This is a genomic window from Microbacterium oxydans, from assembly GCF_000956525.1.
Classification (GTDB): domain Bacteria; phylum Actinomycetota; class Actinomycetes; order Actinomycetales; family Microbacteriaceae; genus Microbacterium; species Microbacterium oxydans_A.
In genome coordinates this window covers 15,156-30,835 of record NZ_JYIW01000014.1, presented here as the reverse complement: position 1 = coordinate 30,835, position 15,680 = coordinate 15,156, and the positions used below count along the sequence as shown (strand labels likewise).

General features: G+C 68.7%; 15 protein-coding genes. 9 read left to right on the top strand and 6 right to left on the bottom strand.

Annotation, left to right across the window (positions count from 1 at the left end):
- Positions 1 to 36 precede the first annotated feature (36 nt).
- Positions 37 to 1,047 (bottom strand): LacI family DNA-binding transcriptional regulator, encoded by a 1,011-nt coding sequence (locus tag RS83_RS01285; protein ID WP_045277698.1) that lies wholly within the window; start codon positions 1,045 to 1,047, stop codon positions 37 to 39.
- Positions 1,048 to 1,184: 137 nt separating this feature from the next.
- A complete protein-coding gene (locus RS83_RS01280; protein ID WP_045277697.1) occupies positions 1,185 to 2,846 on the bottom strand; it encodes an alpha-amylase family glycosyl hydrolase in 1,662 nt (553 codons plus the stop codon).
- Positions 2,847 to 3,043: 197 nt separating this feature from the next.
- Between RS83_RS01280 and RS83_RS01275 the strand changes: the two genes are divergently transcribed.
- Complete coding sequence (locus tag RS83_RS01275; protein ID WP_045277696.1) at positions 3,044 to 3,472, top strand: DUF1761 domain-containing protein; 429 nt, start codon at positions 3,044 to 3,046, stop codon at positions 3,470 to 3,472.
- Positions 3,473 to 3,586: 114 nt separating this feature from the next.
- Here the strand turns inward: RS83_RS01275 and RS83_RS01270 are convergent, their stop codons facing one another.
- A complete protein-coding gene (locus RS83_RS01270) occupies positions 3,587 to 4,483 on the bottom strand; it encodes an SDR family oxidoreductase (RefSeq protein WP_045277695.1) in 897 nt (298 codons plus the stop codon).
- A gap of 244 nt (positions 4,484 to 4,727) precedes the next feature.
- Between RS83_RS01270 and RS83_RS01265 the strand changes: the two genes are divergently transcribed.
- Positions 4,728 to 5,987, top strand: a complete 1,260-nt coding sequence (locus tag RS83_RS01265) for a hypothetical protein (protein ID WP_045277694.1) — start codon at positions 4,728 to 4,730, stop codon at positions 5,985 to 5,987.
- 67 nt (positions 5,988 to 6,054) lie between these two features.
- Here the strand turns inward: RS83_RS01265 and purQ are convergent, their stop codons facing one another.
- The 3 genes from purQ to RS83_RS01250 all read right to left on the bottom strand — a co-directional run bounded on the left by purQ (position 6,055) and on the right by RS83_RS01250 (position 7,688).
- Positions 6,055 to 6,762, bottom strand: a complete 708-nt coding sequence (gene purQ, locus RS83_RS01260) for a phosphoribosylformylglycinamidine synthase subunit PurQ (protein WP_045277693.1) — start codon at positions 6,760 to 6,762, stop codon at positions 6,055 to 6,057.
- Positions 6,759 to 7,007 (bottom strand): phosphoribosylformylglycinamidine synthase subunit PurS, encoded by a 249-nt coding sequence (gene purS, locus RS83_RS01255; protein WP_045277692.1) that lies wholly within the window; start codon positions 7,005 to 7,007, stop codon positions 6,759 to 6,761. The genes purQ and purS overlap by 4 nt, the downstream gene beginning before the upstream one ends.
- Positions 7,008 to 7,154: 147 nt before the next feature.
- On the bottom strand, positions 7,155 to 7,688 hold the full coding sequence (locus RS83_RS01250; RefSeq protein ID WP_045277691.1) for an adenine phosphoribosyltransferase: 534 nt from the start codon (positions 7,686 to 7,688) through the stop codon (positions 7,155 to 7,157).
- 224 nt (positions 7,689 to 7,912) lie between these two features.
- Between RS83_RS01250 and RS83_RS01245 the strand changes: the two genes are divergently transcribed.
- The 7 genes from RS83_RS01245 to RS83_RS01215 all read left to right on the top strand — a co-directional run bounded on the left by RS83_RS01245 (position 7,913) and on the right by RS83_RS01215 (position 15,662).
- Positions 7,913 to 9,223 carry an ABC transporter substrate-binding protein gene (locus RS83_RS01245; RefSeq protein ID WP_045277690.1) on the top strand — a complete coding sequence of 437 codons (1,311 nt, stop codon included), beginning with the start codon at positions 7,913 to 7,915 and terminating at the stop codon, positions 9,221 to 9,223.
- A gap of 250 nt (positions 9,224 to 9,473) precedes the next feature.
- Complete coding sequence (locus tag RS83_RS01240; RefSeq protein WP_045277689.1) at positions 9,474 to 10,526, top strand: carbohydrate ABC transporter permease; 1,053 nt, start codon at positions 9,474 to 9,476, stop codon at positions 10,524 to 10,526.
- Positions 10,523 to 11,413 (top strand): carbohydrate ABC transporter permease, encoded by an 891-nt coding sequence (locus RS83_RS01235; RefSeq protein WP_045277688.1) that lies wholly within the window; start codon positions 10,523 to 10,525, stop codon positions 11,411 to 11,413. The genes RS83_RS01240 and RS83_RS01235 overlap by 4 nt, the downstream gene beginning before the upstream one ends.
- Positions 11,414 to 11,418: 5 nt before the next feature.
- Entirely contained in the window at positions 11,419 to 12,849 is a 1,431-nt protein-coding gene (locus RS83_RS01230; RefSeq protein WP_197072038.1) for a GH1 family beta-glucosidase, read from the top strand.
- Between the two features lie 53 nt (positions 12,850 to 12,902).
- The gene (locus RS83_RS01225) at positions 12,903 to 13,898 is read left to right on the top strand and encodes a LacI family DNA-binding transcriptional regulator (protein WP_045277686.1); all 996 of its coding nucleotides are present in this window, start codon (positions 12,903 to 12,905) and stop codon (positions 13,896 to 13,898) included.
- Positions 13,899 to 14,063: 165 nt separating this feature from the next.
- Entirely contained in the window at positions 14,064 to 14,732 is a 669-nt protein-coding gene (locus tag RS83_RS01220) for a TetR/AcrR family transcriptional regulator (RefSeq protein ID WP_045277685.1), read from the top strand.
- Between the two features lie 117 nt (positions 14,733 to 14,849).
- Positions 14,850 to 15,662, top strand: coding sequence for an isocitrate lyase/PEP mutase family protein (locus RS83_RS01215; RefSeq protein WP_045277684.1), 813 nt, complete (start codon positions 14,850 to 14,852; stop codon positions 15,660 to 15,662).
- Positions 15,663 to 15,680 lie beyond the last annotated feature (18 nt).

Genomic DNA, 15,680 nt, shown 5'->3' with positions numbered 1-15,680 from the left:
GGTGCGGAGAAGAGGGGGGTGATCGAGCGAGTGCTCTCAGTCCGAGCGTACCGGCCCGGTCGACCCGCGCACCGTCAGCTCGAACGGCAGCGGCGACGGGGACGTCGCGGCATCCGCTCCGCTGAGCTGGCGGATCACGGCATCCGCAGCCCGCTCTCCCTGCCGGAGCGGGAACTGATCGACCGTGGTCAGGCCGAAGAACGCGCCGAGCTCGTGGCCGTCGACGCCGATGATCGACACGTCCTCCGGCACGCGACGGCCCCGCTCGCGGGCGGCGAGGATCGCGCCGATCGCCATCTCATCGGATGCCGCGAAGATCGCCGTCGCACCAGGCATCCGATCGAGGATCCGCGCGGCCGCCCTGTGCCCGCCCTCGACCGTGAAGTCGGCGAGCTCGATCAGAGCCGGGTCCTGCGCGATGCCCGCAGCGGCCAGCGCCCCTTCGAAGCCGGCGCGACGTCGACTCGGCACGCGGAAGCCGGTGTCGAACGCCGGACTCGCGCTGATGTGGGCGATGTCGCGGTGCCCGCGCGCGATGAGATGCGTGGTCGCGAGCTGAGCGACGGCCTCCTCGTCGACCGTGAGCGTCTCGAGCCGCGGGTGCGGTCCGCCAATCGCGACCACCGGCATCCCGAGGTCGAGCAACCGCTGCGTCTCGTCGTCGTCGAGCTTGATCGACACCGCGATCACGGCATCCACCCGCTGTCGCCGCAGGAACGTGTCGAACACCTCGCGGCGAACGTCGCGGTCGCTCGTGATGTTGTACAGGGTGATGTCGTAGCCCTGGCGCATCGCCGCCGCCGAGACGCCGGAGAGCACCGCGCTGTAGAACCAGCGGTCCAGGAACGGCACGATCACGCCGATGTTGCGGGTGCGTCCGGAGGCAAGGCTGGAGGCCCGGGACGACACGACATAGCCGAGGTCGGATGCCGCGGCCAGCACGCGTTCGCGGGCGGATGCCGAGACCTGCCCCCGCCCGCTCAGCGCGCGCGAGACGGTCGCCGTCGAGACCCCGGCGAGCCGGGCGACCTCATCGATGCTCGTCATGTCGTCGCTCCGTCTGCGTTCGTTCCGGTTCGTCGGTCCGGCTGCGTTCCGGCATCCGTTCGTCCGCGTTCCGGTCGCGATTCCCGCCGCCCGTCAGGGCGACACGCGGCAGGAATCGCGACCGGAACCGGGATGCATCAGCCCTGCGTGTACCAGACGGCCGTGTCGATCGGCAGCGCGGTGCCGTCGAACGCCTGGCTTCGCACCAGGATCGTCGCATCGCTCGGCAGGTCGAGCGGAGCCGTGCCGAGGTTCGCGACCACGTGCACGTCGCCCCGGCGGAATGCCACGGCATCCGATCCGGCATCCTCCCAGATCAGCGAGCCGCTGCCGAACCCGTGAGCGCGGCGCTCGGCGAGCAGCTGCGTGTAGAGCGACAGCGTCGAGTTCGGGTCGCCCGCTTCGACGTCGCGGGCGTAGGTCGCCCAGTCGGCCGGCTGCGGCAGCCACGAGCGGCCGGTGTCGTTGAACCCGAAGGCGGCGCCCTCGGCGGTCCAGGGCAGCGGCACGCGGCATCCGTCGCGGCCGTAGCGCTCGCCGTGCGTGCGGAACCAGGTCGGGTCCTGGCGGAATGCGTCGGGGATCTCCATCGCCTCCGGCAGCCCGAGCTCCTCGCCCTGGTACAGGTAGGACGAGCCGGGGAGGGCCAGCATCAGCGTCGTGGCGGCACGTGCACGGGCCAGGCCGATCGCGGCATCCGGCTTGTCGGGGGTGTTCGGGCCGATGCCCTCACCCTGGGGGTTGTCGGCCGTCAGTGCGAGGCGGGTGGCGTGCCGCACGACGTCGTGGTTCGAGAGCACCCAGGTGCTGGGTGCGCCGACCTCGCCGAAGGCGTCGAGCGACTCGCGGATGACGTCGCCGAGCTCTTTCGCGTCCCACGCAGTCTGCAGGTACGGGAAGTTGAACGTCTGGTGCATCTCGTCCGGTCGCACCCAGAGCGCGGTCTTCTTCAGGGTGGGCAGCCAGGCCTCGCCGCAGAGGGCACGGTCGCCGTCGTACTCCGCGAGCACCTGGTGCCAGTCGCGGTAGATGTCGTGCACGGCATCCTGTCCCCAGTAGGGCACGTCCGCCTCGCCGCCGCCCATCGAGTCGGCGTCGCTCGGCGGGGTGTAGTCGGGCAGGCCGTCGGCCTTGATCATGCCGTGGGCCACGTCGACCCGGAAACCGTCGACACCGCGGTCGAGCCAGAAGCGGAGGATGGAGCGGAACTCCTCGCGCACCTCTTCGTTGTTCCAGTCGAAGTCGGGCTGCGTGGGGTCGAAGATGTGCAGGTACCACTGGCCGGGGGTGCCGTCTGCTTCGGTGATGCGCTCCCACATGCCGCCGCCGAACACGGACTCCCAGTTGTTCGGGGGCAGCTCGCCGTTCTCGCCCTTGCCGTCGCGGAAGATGTACCGCGCGCGCTCCGGGCTGCCGGGAGCGGCCTTCAGTGCTGCCTGGAACCAGGCATGCTGCGAGGAGGAGTGGTTCGGGACGAGGTCGACGACGACGCGGATGCCGCGGGCATGCGCTTCGGCGAGCATCTCGTCGAAGTCGGCGAGCGTGCCGAACAGCGGGTCGACGTCGCGGTAATCGGCGACGTCGTAGCCGGCGTCGTGCTGCGGGCTCGTCATGAACGGGCTGAGCCAGATCGCGTCGACCCCGAGCTCCTGCAGCGCGTCGAGGCGGCTGGTGACACCCGGCAGGTCGCCGATGCCGTCGCCCGATGCGTCCGCGAAGGAACGGGGGTAGATCTGGTAGATGACGGCGCTGCGCCACCATTCGGAACCGGGCGCTGCGATCTGCTCAAGCTGGGTCATGCGCCCAGGCTACTGCAAGCGCTTGCAGCCACGCCAGCGCCCCCCTCTCTTCTCCAACCCTTCCGTGTGCGCGAGCGGCCCCCTTGTGTGCGACCCACCCCCTTGTGCACGGCGCAAAGAGGGGTGGCTCGCACACAGAGGGGCCGCTCGGCGGGGGTGAGGAGTAGCCTGACGGCATCCGATTCGAGGAGGCGACGATGGTTCCCGAGATCAACTACTGGGCTGTGCTGCTGGCCACTGCGTCGAGCATGGTGGTCGGCTCGATCTGGTACACGCCGAAGGTCTTCGGCACCCGCTGGTCGAAGCTCGCGAACGTCGACATGGACCGGCCCGCCGCCAGCGCCACGTGGGCGATCGTCACGACCGTGATCGTCAGCTTCATCACGTCGTGGGTGCTGGCGGGAGCATCCGCCATCTCCTGGCATTTCTACGGCGGCTCGTTCTTCTGGGGCGCGATCGTCACCGCGGTCACCCTATGGGCCGGGTTCACCGCCGCTCGCTTCATCACCCACGATGCCTTCGAGGGCCGCTCGACCGCGCTGACCACCCTGAACATCGCGCACGAGCTCGTGACGGTCGTCGTCATGGCGGTACTCATCGGAGTCTGGCCTCCCGCGCTCGCATAAATCCCCCCTGGATTGCGCCGCGAGCGGCCCCTTTCCACGCGAGCGGCCCCTTTGCGTACGGCCCGAAAGGGGTGGCTCGCACGCAAAGGGGCCGCTCGGCGGGAACAGCGGGGGTCAGGGGGTCGGCATGCCGCCGTTCACGTTGAGCGTCTCGCCGATCACGTAGCTCGACTCGGCCGAGGCGAGGAAGACATATGCGGGGGCGAGCTCGGCGGGCTGACCCATGCGGCCGAGCGGCGTGTCCTCGCCGAAGCTGTCGATCTTCTCCTGCGGCTGCCCGTCGCTCGGCTGCAGCGGCGTCCAGATCGGACCGGGAGCGACGGCGTTCACACGGATGCCCTTCGGGGCCAGCTGCTGGGCGAGGCCCTTCGTGAAGGCGTTGATCGTGGCCTTCGTCGAGGCGTAGTCCACCAGGATGTCCGACGGGGAGTACGCCTGGATCGACGTGGTGTTGATGATGGCCGAGCCTGCCGGCAGGTGCGGCAGCGCAGCCTTCGTGGTCCAGAACATCGCGTACACGTTGGTCTTGAAGGTGTCGTCGAACTGCTCGTCCGTGATGTCGGAGAGCGACTCCTGGTAGATCTGCTTGCCGCCGTTGTTGACGAGGATGTCGAGGCCTCCGAGCGCCGACACGGCGTCGGCCACGAGCGAACGGCAGTAGTCCGGATCCCGCAGATCTCCCGGCAGCGTCGCGACCGTCGCGCCGGCCTCGCGGAGGATGCCGGCGATACGACTCGCGTCCTCCTCTTCCTCCGGGAGGTAGGAGAGCGCGACGTCGGCGCCCTCGCGGGCGAAGGCGATCGCGGTCGCCGCGCCGATGCCGGAGTCGCCGCCGGTGATGAGCGCCTTGCGTCCCTTCAGCCGCCCGGTGCCGCGGTAGCTCTCCTCACCGAGGTCGGCCTTCGGGCTCAGGTCGGCGTCGAGCCCGGGTTCCGGCATGTGCTGCTTCTCGGGCGAGATGTCCGAGTAGAGCTCGGCGGGGTTGGTGAAGGTGTACTGGTCACGGGACATGGGGTGTCCTTTCCTTGTTTCCGTTGGCAAAGAGGAAGGCATCGCCCCATCGTGCGTCCGGCCCCGCAGGGGCGCAAAAGCCTTGCGTGCCGGGATGCTTCTTGCTACGCGCGGGCGCGCTCGAAAAACCCGGCGCCAGCCCCTTCCGTCCGGCTGTGCGAGCATGCGAAACTACTGACGCGGTTCCCCAGACCGCACGTGCGAATCGTCCGTCCCCACCGATCCGTCCAGCGAGGTATCCCCCATGCCAGCGTCGCGCCGTTCCGTTCCAGCCGTCGTCGCTGCCGTCGTGGCGGCGGCCCTGGTCGTCGGGGCGGCCCCGGCAGTGCTGAACGCTGCCGCTGCATCCGGCGATGCGGCAGCGGCCACCGGCGCACCGGACCCGTCGACCTCCGTCGCGATGGCATACGAGTTCCTCGACGGTCGAGTCGACGAGTTCTGCGACGGTGCAGGCCACTGCCTGCCGCGCAGCTACGAGGGCGGATTCTTCACCACCCCGAGCTGGGACTTCACGCCGTCATTCGTCTACGACGATGCCCTGGTCGTGATCGCGTACACCGCGCGCGGTCGGCCGGACGACCTGCGACGTGCGCAGACCGTCGGTGATGCACTGCTGTTCCTGCAGGACTCCGATCCGATCGGCGACGGGCGGGTGCGCACCTCGTATGAGCCCCACGGCATCCGGCAGGGGCGGATGGAGATCACGGGCCCCGGAACGTTCACCGGCAACCAGGCATGGGTCGGCATGGCGCTGACCCGTCTCTTCCACGCGACGGGGGAACAGAAGTACCTCGACGGTGCGCTGCGCATCGCGCAGTGGATCCAGACCAACACCGCCGACACGGTGCGCGCTCCGTTCGGATACACGGGCGGGCAGACCGACAACGGCACATCGCTCACCTGGAAGTCGACCGAGCACAACGCCGACATCGCCGGATTCTTCGGGCAGCTCGGACAGCTCACCGGCGACGCGACCTGGACCGACCGCGCCGCGACCGCCGCCGCCTTCGTCGCGGCGATGCAGTCGGCTGACGGCCACGTCGACACCGGCACCCTGAACGACGGCGCCACCACGAACACGCACCCGGTGCCGCTCGACTCGCAGACCTGGACGGCTCTGGCCACCGGAGACGCGCGCTACGGTGCAGCGCTCGACTGGACGCTCGCCAACCTCATCGCCACCGACGGCCAGTACGAGGGCGCGTCGATCAGCGACACCGACGTGTCGAAGGTCTGGTTCGAGGGCAGCGGCCACCTCGCGCTCGCGCTGAAGCTGCGCGACGGACAGGGGGATGCCGCCGAGGCGGAGACGCTGCTGAGCAGCATCCGCCTCGCGCAGCGCGACGCCGCGAACGGCGACGGCAAGGGCATCGTTGCGACGTCGACCGACGGGCTCGACTCCGGCTTCGGCGACCTGTACTACGCGAGCCTGCACACCGGCGCGACGGCCTGGTACCTGCTCGCGGCGCTCGGCGACAACCCGTTCACGCTGCCCGTGGAGTGACCTCGCCGGCCACTGCCGTTCCGCCGGCCGCGGCGGCCCCGCCGGGGCGACGCCGCGCGGCTCGGGGCTAGGCGGCGACGCGGGCGACCGCGGCGATCGCGCTCGCGAAGAAGCCGAGGCCGTCGATGCCGCTGCGCATGGCGACTGCGGTGTCGGGGCCGAAGCCGGCCTCGACCGAGTGCTCGGGGTGCGGCATCAGACCGACCACGTTGCCCGCCTCGTTCGTGAGTCCGGCGATGTCGCGCAGCGAGCCGTTCGGGTTCACGCCGGCGTAGCGGAAGGCCACCAGGCCCTCGCCCTCCAGGCGGTCGAGCGTCGCGTCGTCGGCGATGTAGCCGCCGTCGGCGTTCTTCAGCGGGATCACGATCTCCTGGCCGGTGCGGAACGTGTTCGTCCACGCGGTGTCGGAGTTCTCGACCGTGAGGCGCTGGTCGCGGCGCACGAAGTGCTGGTGGTCGTTGCGGATCAGCCCGCCGGGCAGCAGGTGCGCCTCGACGAGCATCTGGAAGCCGTTGCAGATGCCGAGGATGGGCATACCCTTCGCAGCGGCATCCTTCACCTCGCTCATGATCGGCGACAGTGCGGCGATCGCACCGGCGCGCAGGTAGTCGCCGTAGCTGAAGCCGCCGGGGAGGACGAGCGCGTCGACGCCCTCGAGGTCGTGCGAGCCGTGCCACAGGGCGACGGGCTCAGCGCCGGCGATGCGGACCGCGCGCTGCGCGTCGCGGTCGTCGAGCGAACCGGGGAACGTGATGACCCCGATACGTGCGGTCATTCGACGACCTCGATGCCGACGACGTCCTCGATCACGGAGTTGGAGAGCACCTCGTCGGCGATGCGCGCGGCCTCGGCGAGCAGCTCGTCGGTGACCTCGCCCTCGACGGTGAGCTCGAAGCGCTTGCCGATGCGGACATCGGTGAAGCCCTCGACGCCGAGACGGGCGAATGCGCCGGAGACGGCCTTCCCCTGCGGGTCGAGCAGTTCGGGCTTGGGCATGACGTCGACGACGATGGTGGGCATCTTGATCCTCTTGGCGGCCGCAGGCCGCACCTCTCGGTCAGTGAGCGACGAGCGCAGCGAGGAGTCGAAACGCCGGAAGTCGCGGGAAGGCTGGCGGCCCCAGTCTACCGGGCCGTGGCTGCCCACCACGCCGGTGCGACGCGGTCGTCATTCGGCGTGAAAGACCGTGTGCAGATCGCCGATCAGGTCGCGACCGCCGAGCCCGTCGATCTCGAACAGCACCGAGATGCCGATCACGTGGCTGCCGAGCTGCTCGACGATCCGGCGTCCGGCGGCGAGGGTGCCGCCGGTGGCGAGCACGTCGTCGATCAGCAGCACGCGCGACCCTGCCGGCAGGTCGTCGTGCATCTCGATCGTGGCGGTGCCGTACTCGAGCGCGTAGTCGACGGATGCCGCAGGTCGGGGCAGCTTCCCGGCCTTGCGGATCGGGATGAGCCCGGCGCCTGCGGCGATGGCCGCGGCCCCGGCGAGGATGAAGCCGCGTGCCTCGATGCCCGCGACCACGTCGAACTGTCCGGCGAAGGGCTCGAGGATCGCGTCGGTGGTGGCCTTCAGCGCCTCGGCATCCGCGAGCAGCGGCGTGATGTCGCGGAAGACGATGCCGGGCTGCGGGTAGTCCGGAACGTTGCGGATCAGCGATGCGGCGCGGAGGAGGGCGGGGGAGAGTTCGGCTTCGGGCACCGAGCAAGGCTACCCGCGTTCAGAACTCAGCAAAAACGCGGGGGCGAGGGGCGGATCTGGGCTGAGAGGCGACATTCGGGCTCGGTTTTGCTGAATCGTGCACCGATGACGATCTGCTTGACATGCATGGGAGCGCTCCCATAGAGTGGCGAACCAGTCGTGGGAGCGCTCCCACGGCTCCCTTGAGCACCACCCATCGCACGACCCCCACAAAGGAGTGAACCGTGAACACCCGCGCCCGCAATCGCATCCTCACCACAGCAGCCGTGGCATCCGTCGCAGCCCTCGCCCTCGCCGGCTGCACGCCCGGTACCGGCGACGCGACCGGCGGAGACGCCGACGGAGACGTGACGCTGACCGTCACGACCTTCGGCACCTTCGGCTACGAAGACCTCTACAAGGAGTACGAGAAGCTCCACCCGAACGTGAAGATCGAGGCGACCAACATCGACACCGGTGGCAACGCCCGCACCGACGCCTTCACCAAGATCGCCGCCGGCTCCGGCCTCAGCGACATCGTCGCGATCGAAGAGGGCTGGCTCGGCGCCGTGATGGACGTCTCCGACACGTTCGTCGACCTTCGCGACTACGGCATCGAAGACCGCAAGGATGACTGGGTCGACTGGAAGTACGCACAGGGAACCGATGCCGACGGTCGCGTGATCGGCTACGGCACCGACATCGGCCCGAGCGGCATCTGCTACAACGGCCCCGCGCTCGAGGCTGCAGGTCTGCCGAGCGACCGCGAGTCCGTGAAGACGCTGCTCGACGGCGACTGGGCGAACTTCTTCCAGGTCGGCGCCGACTACACGGCCAAGACCGGCAAGGCCTGGTATGACCACTCCGGCTTCGTGTGGAACGCGATGGTCAACCAGCTCGACGAGGGCTACTACACCGCAGACGGCGAGCTGAACGTCGAGGGCAATGCCGAGCTCAAGGAACGCTTCGAGCTGCTGGGAGCCGCGACCGAGGGCGGCCAGTCCGCAGCGCAGACGGCCTGGGACTGGAACGGCGGCAAGTCGTTCGTCGACGGCACCTTCGCGACCTTCGTCTGCCCCGGATGGATGCTCGGCATCGTGCAGGGCCAGGTCGAGGCCGGCGGCGGCGACGCAGACACCGGCTGGGACTTCGCCGACGTCTTCCCCGGCGGCGCGGCGAACTGGGGCGGCGCGTTCCTGTCGATCCCCGAGAGCTCGCAGCACAAGGAAGCGGCCGCAGAGCTCGCCGACTGGCTGACGCAGCCCGAGCAGCAGGTGAAGCAGTCCGCAGCGGCCGGCAACTTCCCGTCGACCGTGAAGGCACAGGAGACGCTGGCATCGGATGCCACGCCGAACCCGTTCTTCAACGACGCACCGACCGGCGCGATCCTCGCCGAACGCGCCAAGGGCGTCGTCGCGCAGTTCAAGGGTGCGGATGACTCGGTCATCCAGGAGAACGTCTTCGGTCCGGCGCTGAGCAGCCTCGACCGCGGCGAGACCGACACCAAGGGTGCCTGGGACCAGGCGATCCAGCTGCTGAACGACCTCGTCGGCTGATCACTTCGACAGGCTCAGTGACCCAACGGGGTTGCTGAGCCTGCCCCTCTTGGGTTGGTGAGCCTGCCCTCTTGGGTTGGTGAGCCTGCCCTCTTGGGTTGGTGAGCCTGCCCTCTTGGGTTGCTGAGCCTGTCGAAGCACCACCGGACCCTTCGACAGGCTCAGGGACCCAGAGGGGCTCAGGACCCTTCGACAGGCTCAGGGACCCAGACGGCTCAGCGCCCCCACTCGCGTCAAGCAAGGACGACTCATGACCATCACAGCGGAACGCCGCGAGACGGCATCCGAACAGACACCGGATGCTGCGTCCAAGCGGCCATGGCGGCACCGGCTGTCGCGGTTCGACCAGCGCGCCTCCCCGTACTTCTACATCTCGCCGTTCTTCCTGCTGTTCGGCCTCGTCGGGCTCTTCCCGCTGCTGTACACGGTCTACGTGGCCGTGCACGAGTGGGATCTCCTGAAGGGCGAGCAGGGCTTCGTCGGTCTCGACAACTTCGTCGAGATCCTGAACGACGCGATGTTCTGGAACTCGATCGGCAACACGCTCAGCATCTTCCTGCTGTCCGCGATCCCGCAGCTCGCGGTGGCCCTGGTCGTCGCCTACCTGCTCGACCGAGGCCTGCGCGCACCCACCTTCTGGCGCATGAGCGTGCTCATCCCGTTCGTGGTGACCCCGGTGGCGGTCGCCATCATCTTCTCGAGCATCTTCAACGAGGCCGACGGTCTCGCCAACAACCTGTTGAACCTGATCGGCATCGCCGACCAGGAGTGGAAGCACAACACCGCGCTGTCGCACCTCGCGATCGCGATCATGGTGAACTTCCGCTGGACCGGGTACAACGCCCTGATCCTGCTCGCCGCGATGCAGGCGGTGCCGCGTGACCTGTACGAATCGGCCGCGCTCGACGGCGCTGGCTCCGCCCGCCGGTTCTTCTCGATCACGATCCCCACGATCCGACCCACCCTGATCTTCGTGATCATCACCGCGACGATCGGCGGACTGCAGATCTTCGCCGAACCACGCCTGTTCGACGTCTCGACCGCCGGTGGTATCGGCGGGAGTGACCGGCAGTTCCAGACCACGGTGCTGTTCCTGTGGGAGCTCGCCTTCTTCCGGCGGAACCTGGGTGAAGCATCCGCCGTCGCGATCCTGCTGTTCCTGCTGATCGTCGGTATCGGCGTGATCAACTTCCTCATCTCCCGGCGGATCTCCACCGGCAACGCCCCGAAGAACCGTGCAGCGCGCCGCCGCGCTCGTACGACCACGACGTCCACCTCCACGACCGAGGAGCGCGCACGATGACCGCGACCCAGGCGCTCAGCGTGCCAGAGAAGATCCGCCGCCGACGTGGCACGACCGGAGGAACCGCCGGCATCGGCAGTCGTCCGGGGTTCCTCACCTACGGCCTGCTCGCCGCCTTCATCATCGGCAGCGTGTATCCGCTCTGGTGGTCGGTCGTCGTCGCCAGCGGCACCAATGCCACCCGTGGTGAGACGCTGCCGTTGATCCCCGGCGGGAACTTCTTCGTGAACGCCGCGAAGGTGCTCGACGCGATCCCGTTCTGGCTCGCGCTCGGCAACTCGTTCCTGATCTCCGGCATCATCACGATCTCGGTCGTGACGTTCTCGACCCTCGCCGGCTACGCGTTCGCGAAGCTGCGGTTCAAGGGCCGAGACGGGCTGATGATCTTCGTGATCGCGACCATGGCGATCCCGACCCAGCTCGGCATCATCCCGCTGTTCATGCTGATGCGCGAACTCGGCTGGACCGGATCGATCGGTGCGGTGATCGTGCCGACCCTGGTCACCGCATTCGGCGTCTTCTTCATGCGGCAGTATCTGGTCGACGTGATCCCGGACGAACTGATCGAGGCCGCGCGCATGGACGGTGCGAACCAGTTCCGTACCTTCCTCACGGTCGGCATCCCCGCCGCTCGTCCGGCCATGGCGATCCTCGGACTGTTCACCTTCATGACCGCGTGGACCGACTACCTCTGGCCGCTGATCGTGCTCTCCCCGCAGAATCCGACCCTGCAGACGGCGCTCAGCCAGCTGCAGTCCGGCTACTACATCGACTACTCCATCGTGCTCGCCGGTGCCGTGCTCGCTACCCTCCCGCTCCTCGTGCTCTTCGTGGTCGCTGGACGGCAGCTGGTCAGTGGCATCATGGCTGGCGCGGTGAAAGGATGACCCCTATGACCCGCGCTTTCCCCGAGAACTTCCTGTTCGGCGCCGCGACAGCGGCCTATCAGATCGAGGGGGCGGCGTTCGAGGACGGACGCACGGCATCGATCTGGGACGCGTTCTCCCGGGTGCCCGGCGCGGTCATCGGCGGCGACACCGGCGACGTCGCCTGCGACCACTATCACCGGTACGCCGACGACGTGGCGCTGATGACGCGGCTCGGCCTGCAGACCTACCGCTTCTCGACCTCGTGGTCGCGCGTCCGGCCGGATGGCGGCGCTGTGAACGCGAAGGGCGTCGACTTCTACGAGCGCCTGGTCGACGAACTGCTGGATGCCGACATCCTGCCGTGGCTGACGCTGTACCACTGGGACATGCCGCAGGCGCTGCAGGAGCAGGGCGGCTGGACGAACCGCGACACGGTCGGCCGATTCCTCGAGTACGCCGGCACCATGCACGACGCACTGGGTGACCGGGTGAACGTGTGGACCACGCTGAACGAGCCGTGGTGCTCGTCGTTCCTCTCGTACACCGGCGGTGAGCACGCGCCAGGACACACGAGCATCGAGGAGGGGCTGCTCGCCTCGCATCATCTGCTGCTGGCGCACGGCGAGACCGTCCGCGAGCTGCGCGGGCGCGACGCCGGCCTGAACCTCGGCATCACCCTCAACCACACGGTCGCCGACGCCGCTGACCCGGACGACCCGGCCGATGTCGACGCCGCCCGCCGGATCGACGGGCAGTTCAACCGCTGGTTCCTCGATCCGATCTACCGCGGTGCGTATCCGGCCGACATCGTCGAGGACATCAGGGCGGTGGATGCCGCGGCCGTCGCCGCCTTCGAAGCGGCGGTCCACGACGGCGACCTCGCGACCATCGCGCAGCACATCGACACGCAGGGCGTGAACTACTACCACGGCGACCTCGTCTCGGGCACGGCCCCGGCGGAGTCCGCTGTCGAGAGCGTGCCGGACACCGAGCGGAAGGTGCGCAGCCCGTACCCGTCGTTCGAACGCATCCACGCCGTCGAGCGCGGGCTGCCTCGCACTGCCCAGAACTGGGAGGTGCAGCCGGAGGGGCTCACCCGGCTGCTCGAGCGCATCTGGACCGAGTACGCGCAGCCGGCTGGCACGGTGCTCTCGATGACCGAGAACGGTGCGGCGTACGACGACCTCGCGGTGGTCGAGGACGGCGAGACGCGGGTGCACGACACCGAGCGCACCGAGTTCCTGCGCCTGCACCTCGAGGCGGTGCTGGATGCCGTCGAGGCGGGTGTCGATGTGCGCGGCTACTTCTACTGGTCGATGTTCGACAACTACGAGTGGGCCTGGGGCTACGACAAGCGCTTCGGCATCGTGCGCGTCGACTACGACACCCAGGAGCGGAGCGTGAAGGACTCCGGCCGGGAGTACGCTCGCATCATCGCCGCACGCAGTATCTGAGCGCGGCGAGGCTGGCGGAGCATCCGAGCCGTCGTCGGACTTGAAGGAGAGCCGTGCCGTCACGAGCGACCATCGAAGAGGTGGCGTCCACCGCCGGGGTGTCCCGTTCGACCGTGTCTCGCGTGGTGAACGGGTCGACCGCGGTCAGCCCCGAGGCGCTCGTCGCGGTGCGTGCGGCGATCGCGCAGCTCAACTACGTGCCCAACCGCGCGGCGCGCTCCCTGGCGTCGAATCAGACCCAGGCGATCGCCCTGATCGTTCCGGAGGACACCACCCGCTTCTTCGGCGACCCCTTCTTCGCGGCGATCGTCGCCGGCATCACCGGCGCGTTGCGCACCTCGGACTACCTGCTGAACCTGCTGATCGCGAGCGACGACCCGGGCGACAAGATGTCGAGCTTCGTGCTCAACGGCGGGGTCGACGGCGCGCTGATCGTGTCGCACCACATGAGCGACGCGTTCATCGACCGGATCGCCGACGCGGTTCCGGTGGTCTACGGCGGCCGCCCGGTGCGCCAGCGCGAGGACGACTACGTGGTCGACGTCGACAACGTCTGGAGCGCCCACCAGGCCACTCGTCGCCTGATCGACATCGGCCGCACCCGGATCGCCACGATCTCGGGCACGCCGACGATGGTCTCCTCGGTCGACCGGGTGCAGGGCTTCCGCAGTGCGCTCGCCGAGGCGGGCCTGCGGCCGTTCGCCGAGGAGGCCGGCGACTACAGCGAGTCCAGCGGAGCGGATGCCGCGCGCCGCATCCTCGCAGCCGGGCGTCCTGATGCGATCTTCGTCGCGAGCGACCTGATGGCCCGCGGCGCCCTCACGGTGCTGCGCAGCGCCGGGGTGCGCGTGCCGGAGGACATCGCGCTGGTCGGTTTCGACGACTCCGCGGTCGCGACGTCGACGGATCCGCAACTCACGACCATGCGGCAGCCGATGTATGCGCAGGGGGAGTCGATGGCGCGGGTCCTGCTCGCACGTCTCGGCGGCGGCGATCCGCCGCACACGACGATCCTGCCGACCGAGCTCGTGGTTCGCGCCTCAGCCTGAGCTGTGCACTGACGGGCGAGCGACATGTGGGCGGGCTTGACGCCCCTCCAGGACAAGCCCGCCCGCATGTGGGTGAACGATTCTTAGATTGAATACACGTTCAGTGAGTAATCTATACGTCGGGGGGAACAACCGGAAGTCCGGTGTACCAGGAGGTGGACCCCCATGGCGCGCTCAGACGAGCAGAACCGCCTGGCGCGCGAGCGCGCCAGAGAGAACATCCTGCACGCAGCCATCGAGACGTTCAGCGAACGCGGCGTCGCCGGTGCGAGTGTCGCCGACATCACCCGTCGCGCCGGCGTCGCCCAAGGGCTCGTGAGCTACCACTTCGGTGGCAAGGAGCAACTGATCGTGGCGGTCATCGACCAGTGGTTCGCCGCGCTGTTCGGGCTGCCGGAGGTGCAGGGGTCGGCGGATACCCGACTGGCCGGCATCATCGACGGTGCGATCCTGTCGACGGGCTACGCGCTGCCGCTGCAGAAGGTCGTGCTGGCGCTCCAGCAGCAACCTGCGACGCACCGTCTGTACGCGCAGTCCGAGGACCGCTTCCACGAGCGGGCGATCCAGTCGGAGGAGTCGGTGCGCGACGTCTTCCGCGAACGTGGTGCCGTCGATCCCGAGCTCGAGGAGATCATGCTGCGCAGCACGCTCGAGGGGATCCTGTTGAAGTTCTCGGTCTACGGCGACACGTTCCCCCTGGAAGACGCGCGTCGGTGGATGTACCGGCTCTACGATCTGCCCGAACCGGATGCGGCGCTGCCGCTGGAAGCACCGGCGCGCGAGGTCCCGGTGCGGCTGCGAGCCTCCGGCGCCGTGCGCGGGCAGGTCGACTGACCGCGCGCAGGATCACAGCCCCGTACATCGCCACCCAGGGTGCGGCTGTCGGCCGTCGTGGCCGCATCGCTCGCTTCCGTGCACGGTGACGGACACGCACTGTGCTGGAATTGCAGGATGACCACGCTCGTCGAGTCCGCCCGCGCTCTCCACGAACTGCATGTCTCGGGCGATCCCTTGATTCTGCCGAATGTGTGGGATCTGGCCTCTGCTCGCGTTGTTCTGGCCGCGGGTGCTCGCGCGATCGCGACGACGAGCGCCGGAGTCGCCTGGTCGCTCGGCTCTCGTGATGGGAACGAGCTCACCCGAGATCGCGCGGTCGATGTCGTGCGGAGAGTGGTTTCGTCGGTGACGGTACCAGTCACTGCCGATATCGAGCGTGGATACGGCGAGACCCCACACGACGTCGCCACCACCATCGCCTCGTGTCTCGACGCGGGCGTCGCCGGAGTCAATATCGAGGACTCGCTCAGACCTGTCGAGGATCAGGAGCAGCGGATCATCGCGGCCCGGACTGCGGCGGAGAACGCTGGAATACCACTGTTCATCAACGCCCGCATCGACACGCATCTTCTCGCCGACGTGGGGAGCACGCGCTGGACAGAGGAGACGGTGGAGCGCGCCGAGGCGTATGCCCGTGCCGGTGCGAGCGGGTTCTTCGTGCTCGGAGCGTTGCGGGCTGACACCATCGCCACTCTCGCGCGCGCAACGCCGCTTCCGCTCAACGTCGCGTTCGGTCCAGGCACACTGTCCATCTCCGAACTCGCGCTGGCCGGCGCGAGCCGCATCAGTGCCGGGTCCTCGATCGCCGAAGCGGCATACAGTGTCGCCCAGCAGTGGGCCTCAGCGATGTTCGAAACCCCGGATGCCGTCGTCTCGTCGCCGCCGATCCTCGGCTGGGCCGCGCTGAACAGTCTCGTCCACGGCTGAGTGTCATCGTTCGCCGGT

Excerpts from the sequence above, each read along its gene's own strand:
- RS83_RS01240 (WP_045277689.1), top strand. The coding sequence starts at position 9,474 with ATGACCATCACAGCGGAACGCCGCGAGACGGCATCCGAACAGACACCG.
- RS83_RS01280 (WP_045277697.1), bottom strand. The coding sequence starts at position 2,846 with ATGACCCAGCTTGAGCAGATCGCAGCGCCCGGTTCCGAATGGTGGCGC.
- purS (WP_045277692.1), bottom strand. The coding sequence starts at position 7,007 with ATGCCCACCATCGTCGTCGACGTCATGCCCAAGCCCGAACTGCTCGAC.
- purQ (WP_045277693.1), bottom strand. The coding sequence starts at position 6,762 with ATGACCGCACGTATCGGGGTCATCACGTTCCCCGGTTCGCTCGACGAC.
- RS83_RS01215 (WP_045277684.1), top strand. The coding sequence starts at position 14,850 with ATGACCACGCTCGTCGAGTCCGCCCGCGCTCTCCACGAACTGCATGTC.
- RS83_RS01285 (WP_045277698.1), bottom strand. The coding sequence starts at position 1,047 with ATGACGAGCATCGATGAGGTCGCCCGGCTCGCCGGGGTCTCGACGGCG.
- RS83_RS01235 (WP_045277688.1), top strand. The coding sequence starts at position 10,523 with ATGACCGCGACCCAGGCGCTCAGCGTGCCAGAGAAGATCCGCCGCCGA.
- RS83_RS01220 (WP_045277685.1), top strand. The coding sequence starts at position 14,064 with ATGGCGCGCTCAGACGAGCAGAACCGCCTGGCGCGCGAGCGCGCCAGA.
- RS83_RS01265 (WP_045277694.1), top strand. The coding sequence starts at position 4,728 with ATGCCAGCGTCGCGCCGTTCCGTTCCAGCCGTCGTCGCTGCCGTCGTG.
- RS83_RS01230 (WP_197072038.1), top strand. The coding sequence starts at position 11,419 with ATGACCCGCGCTTTCCCCGAGAACTTCCTGTTCGGCGCCGCGACAGCG.
- RS83_RS01270 (WP_045277695.1), bottom strand. The coding sequence starts at position 4,483 with ATGTCCCGTGACCAGTACACCTTCACCAACCCCGCCGAGCTCTACTCG.
- RS83_RS01275 (WP_045277696.1), top strand. The coding sequence starts at position 3,044 with ATGGTTCCCGAGATCAACTACTGGGCTGTGCTGCTGGCCACTGCGTCG.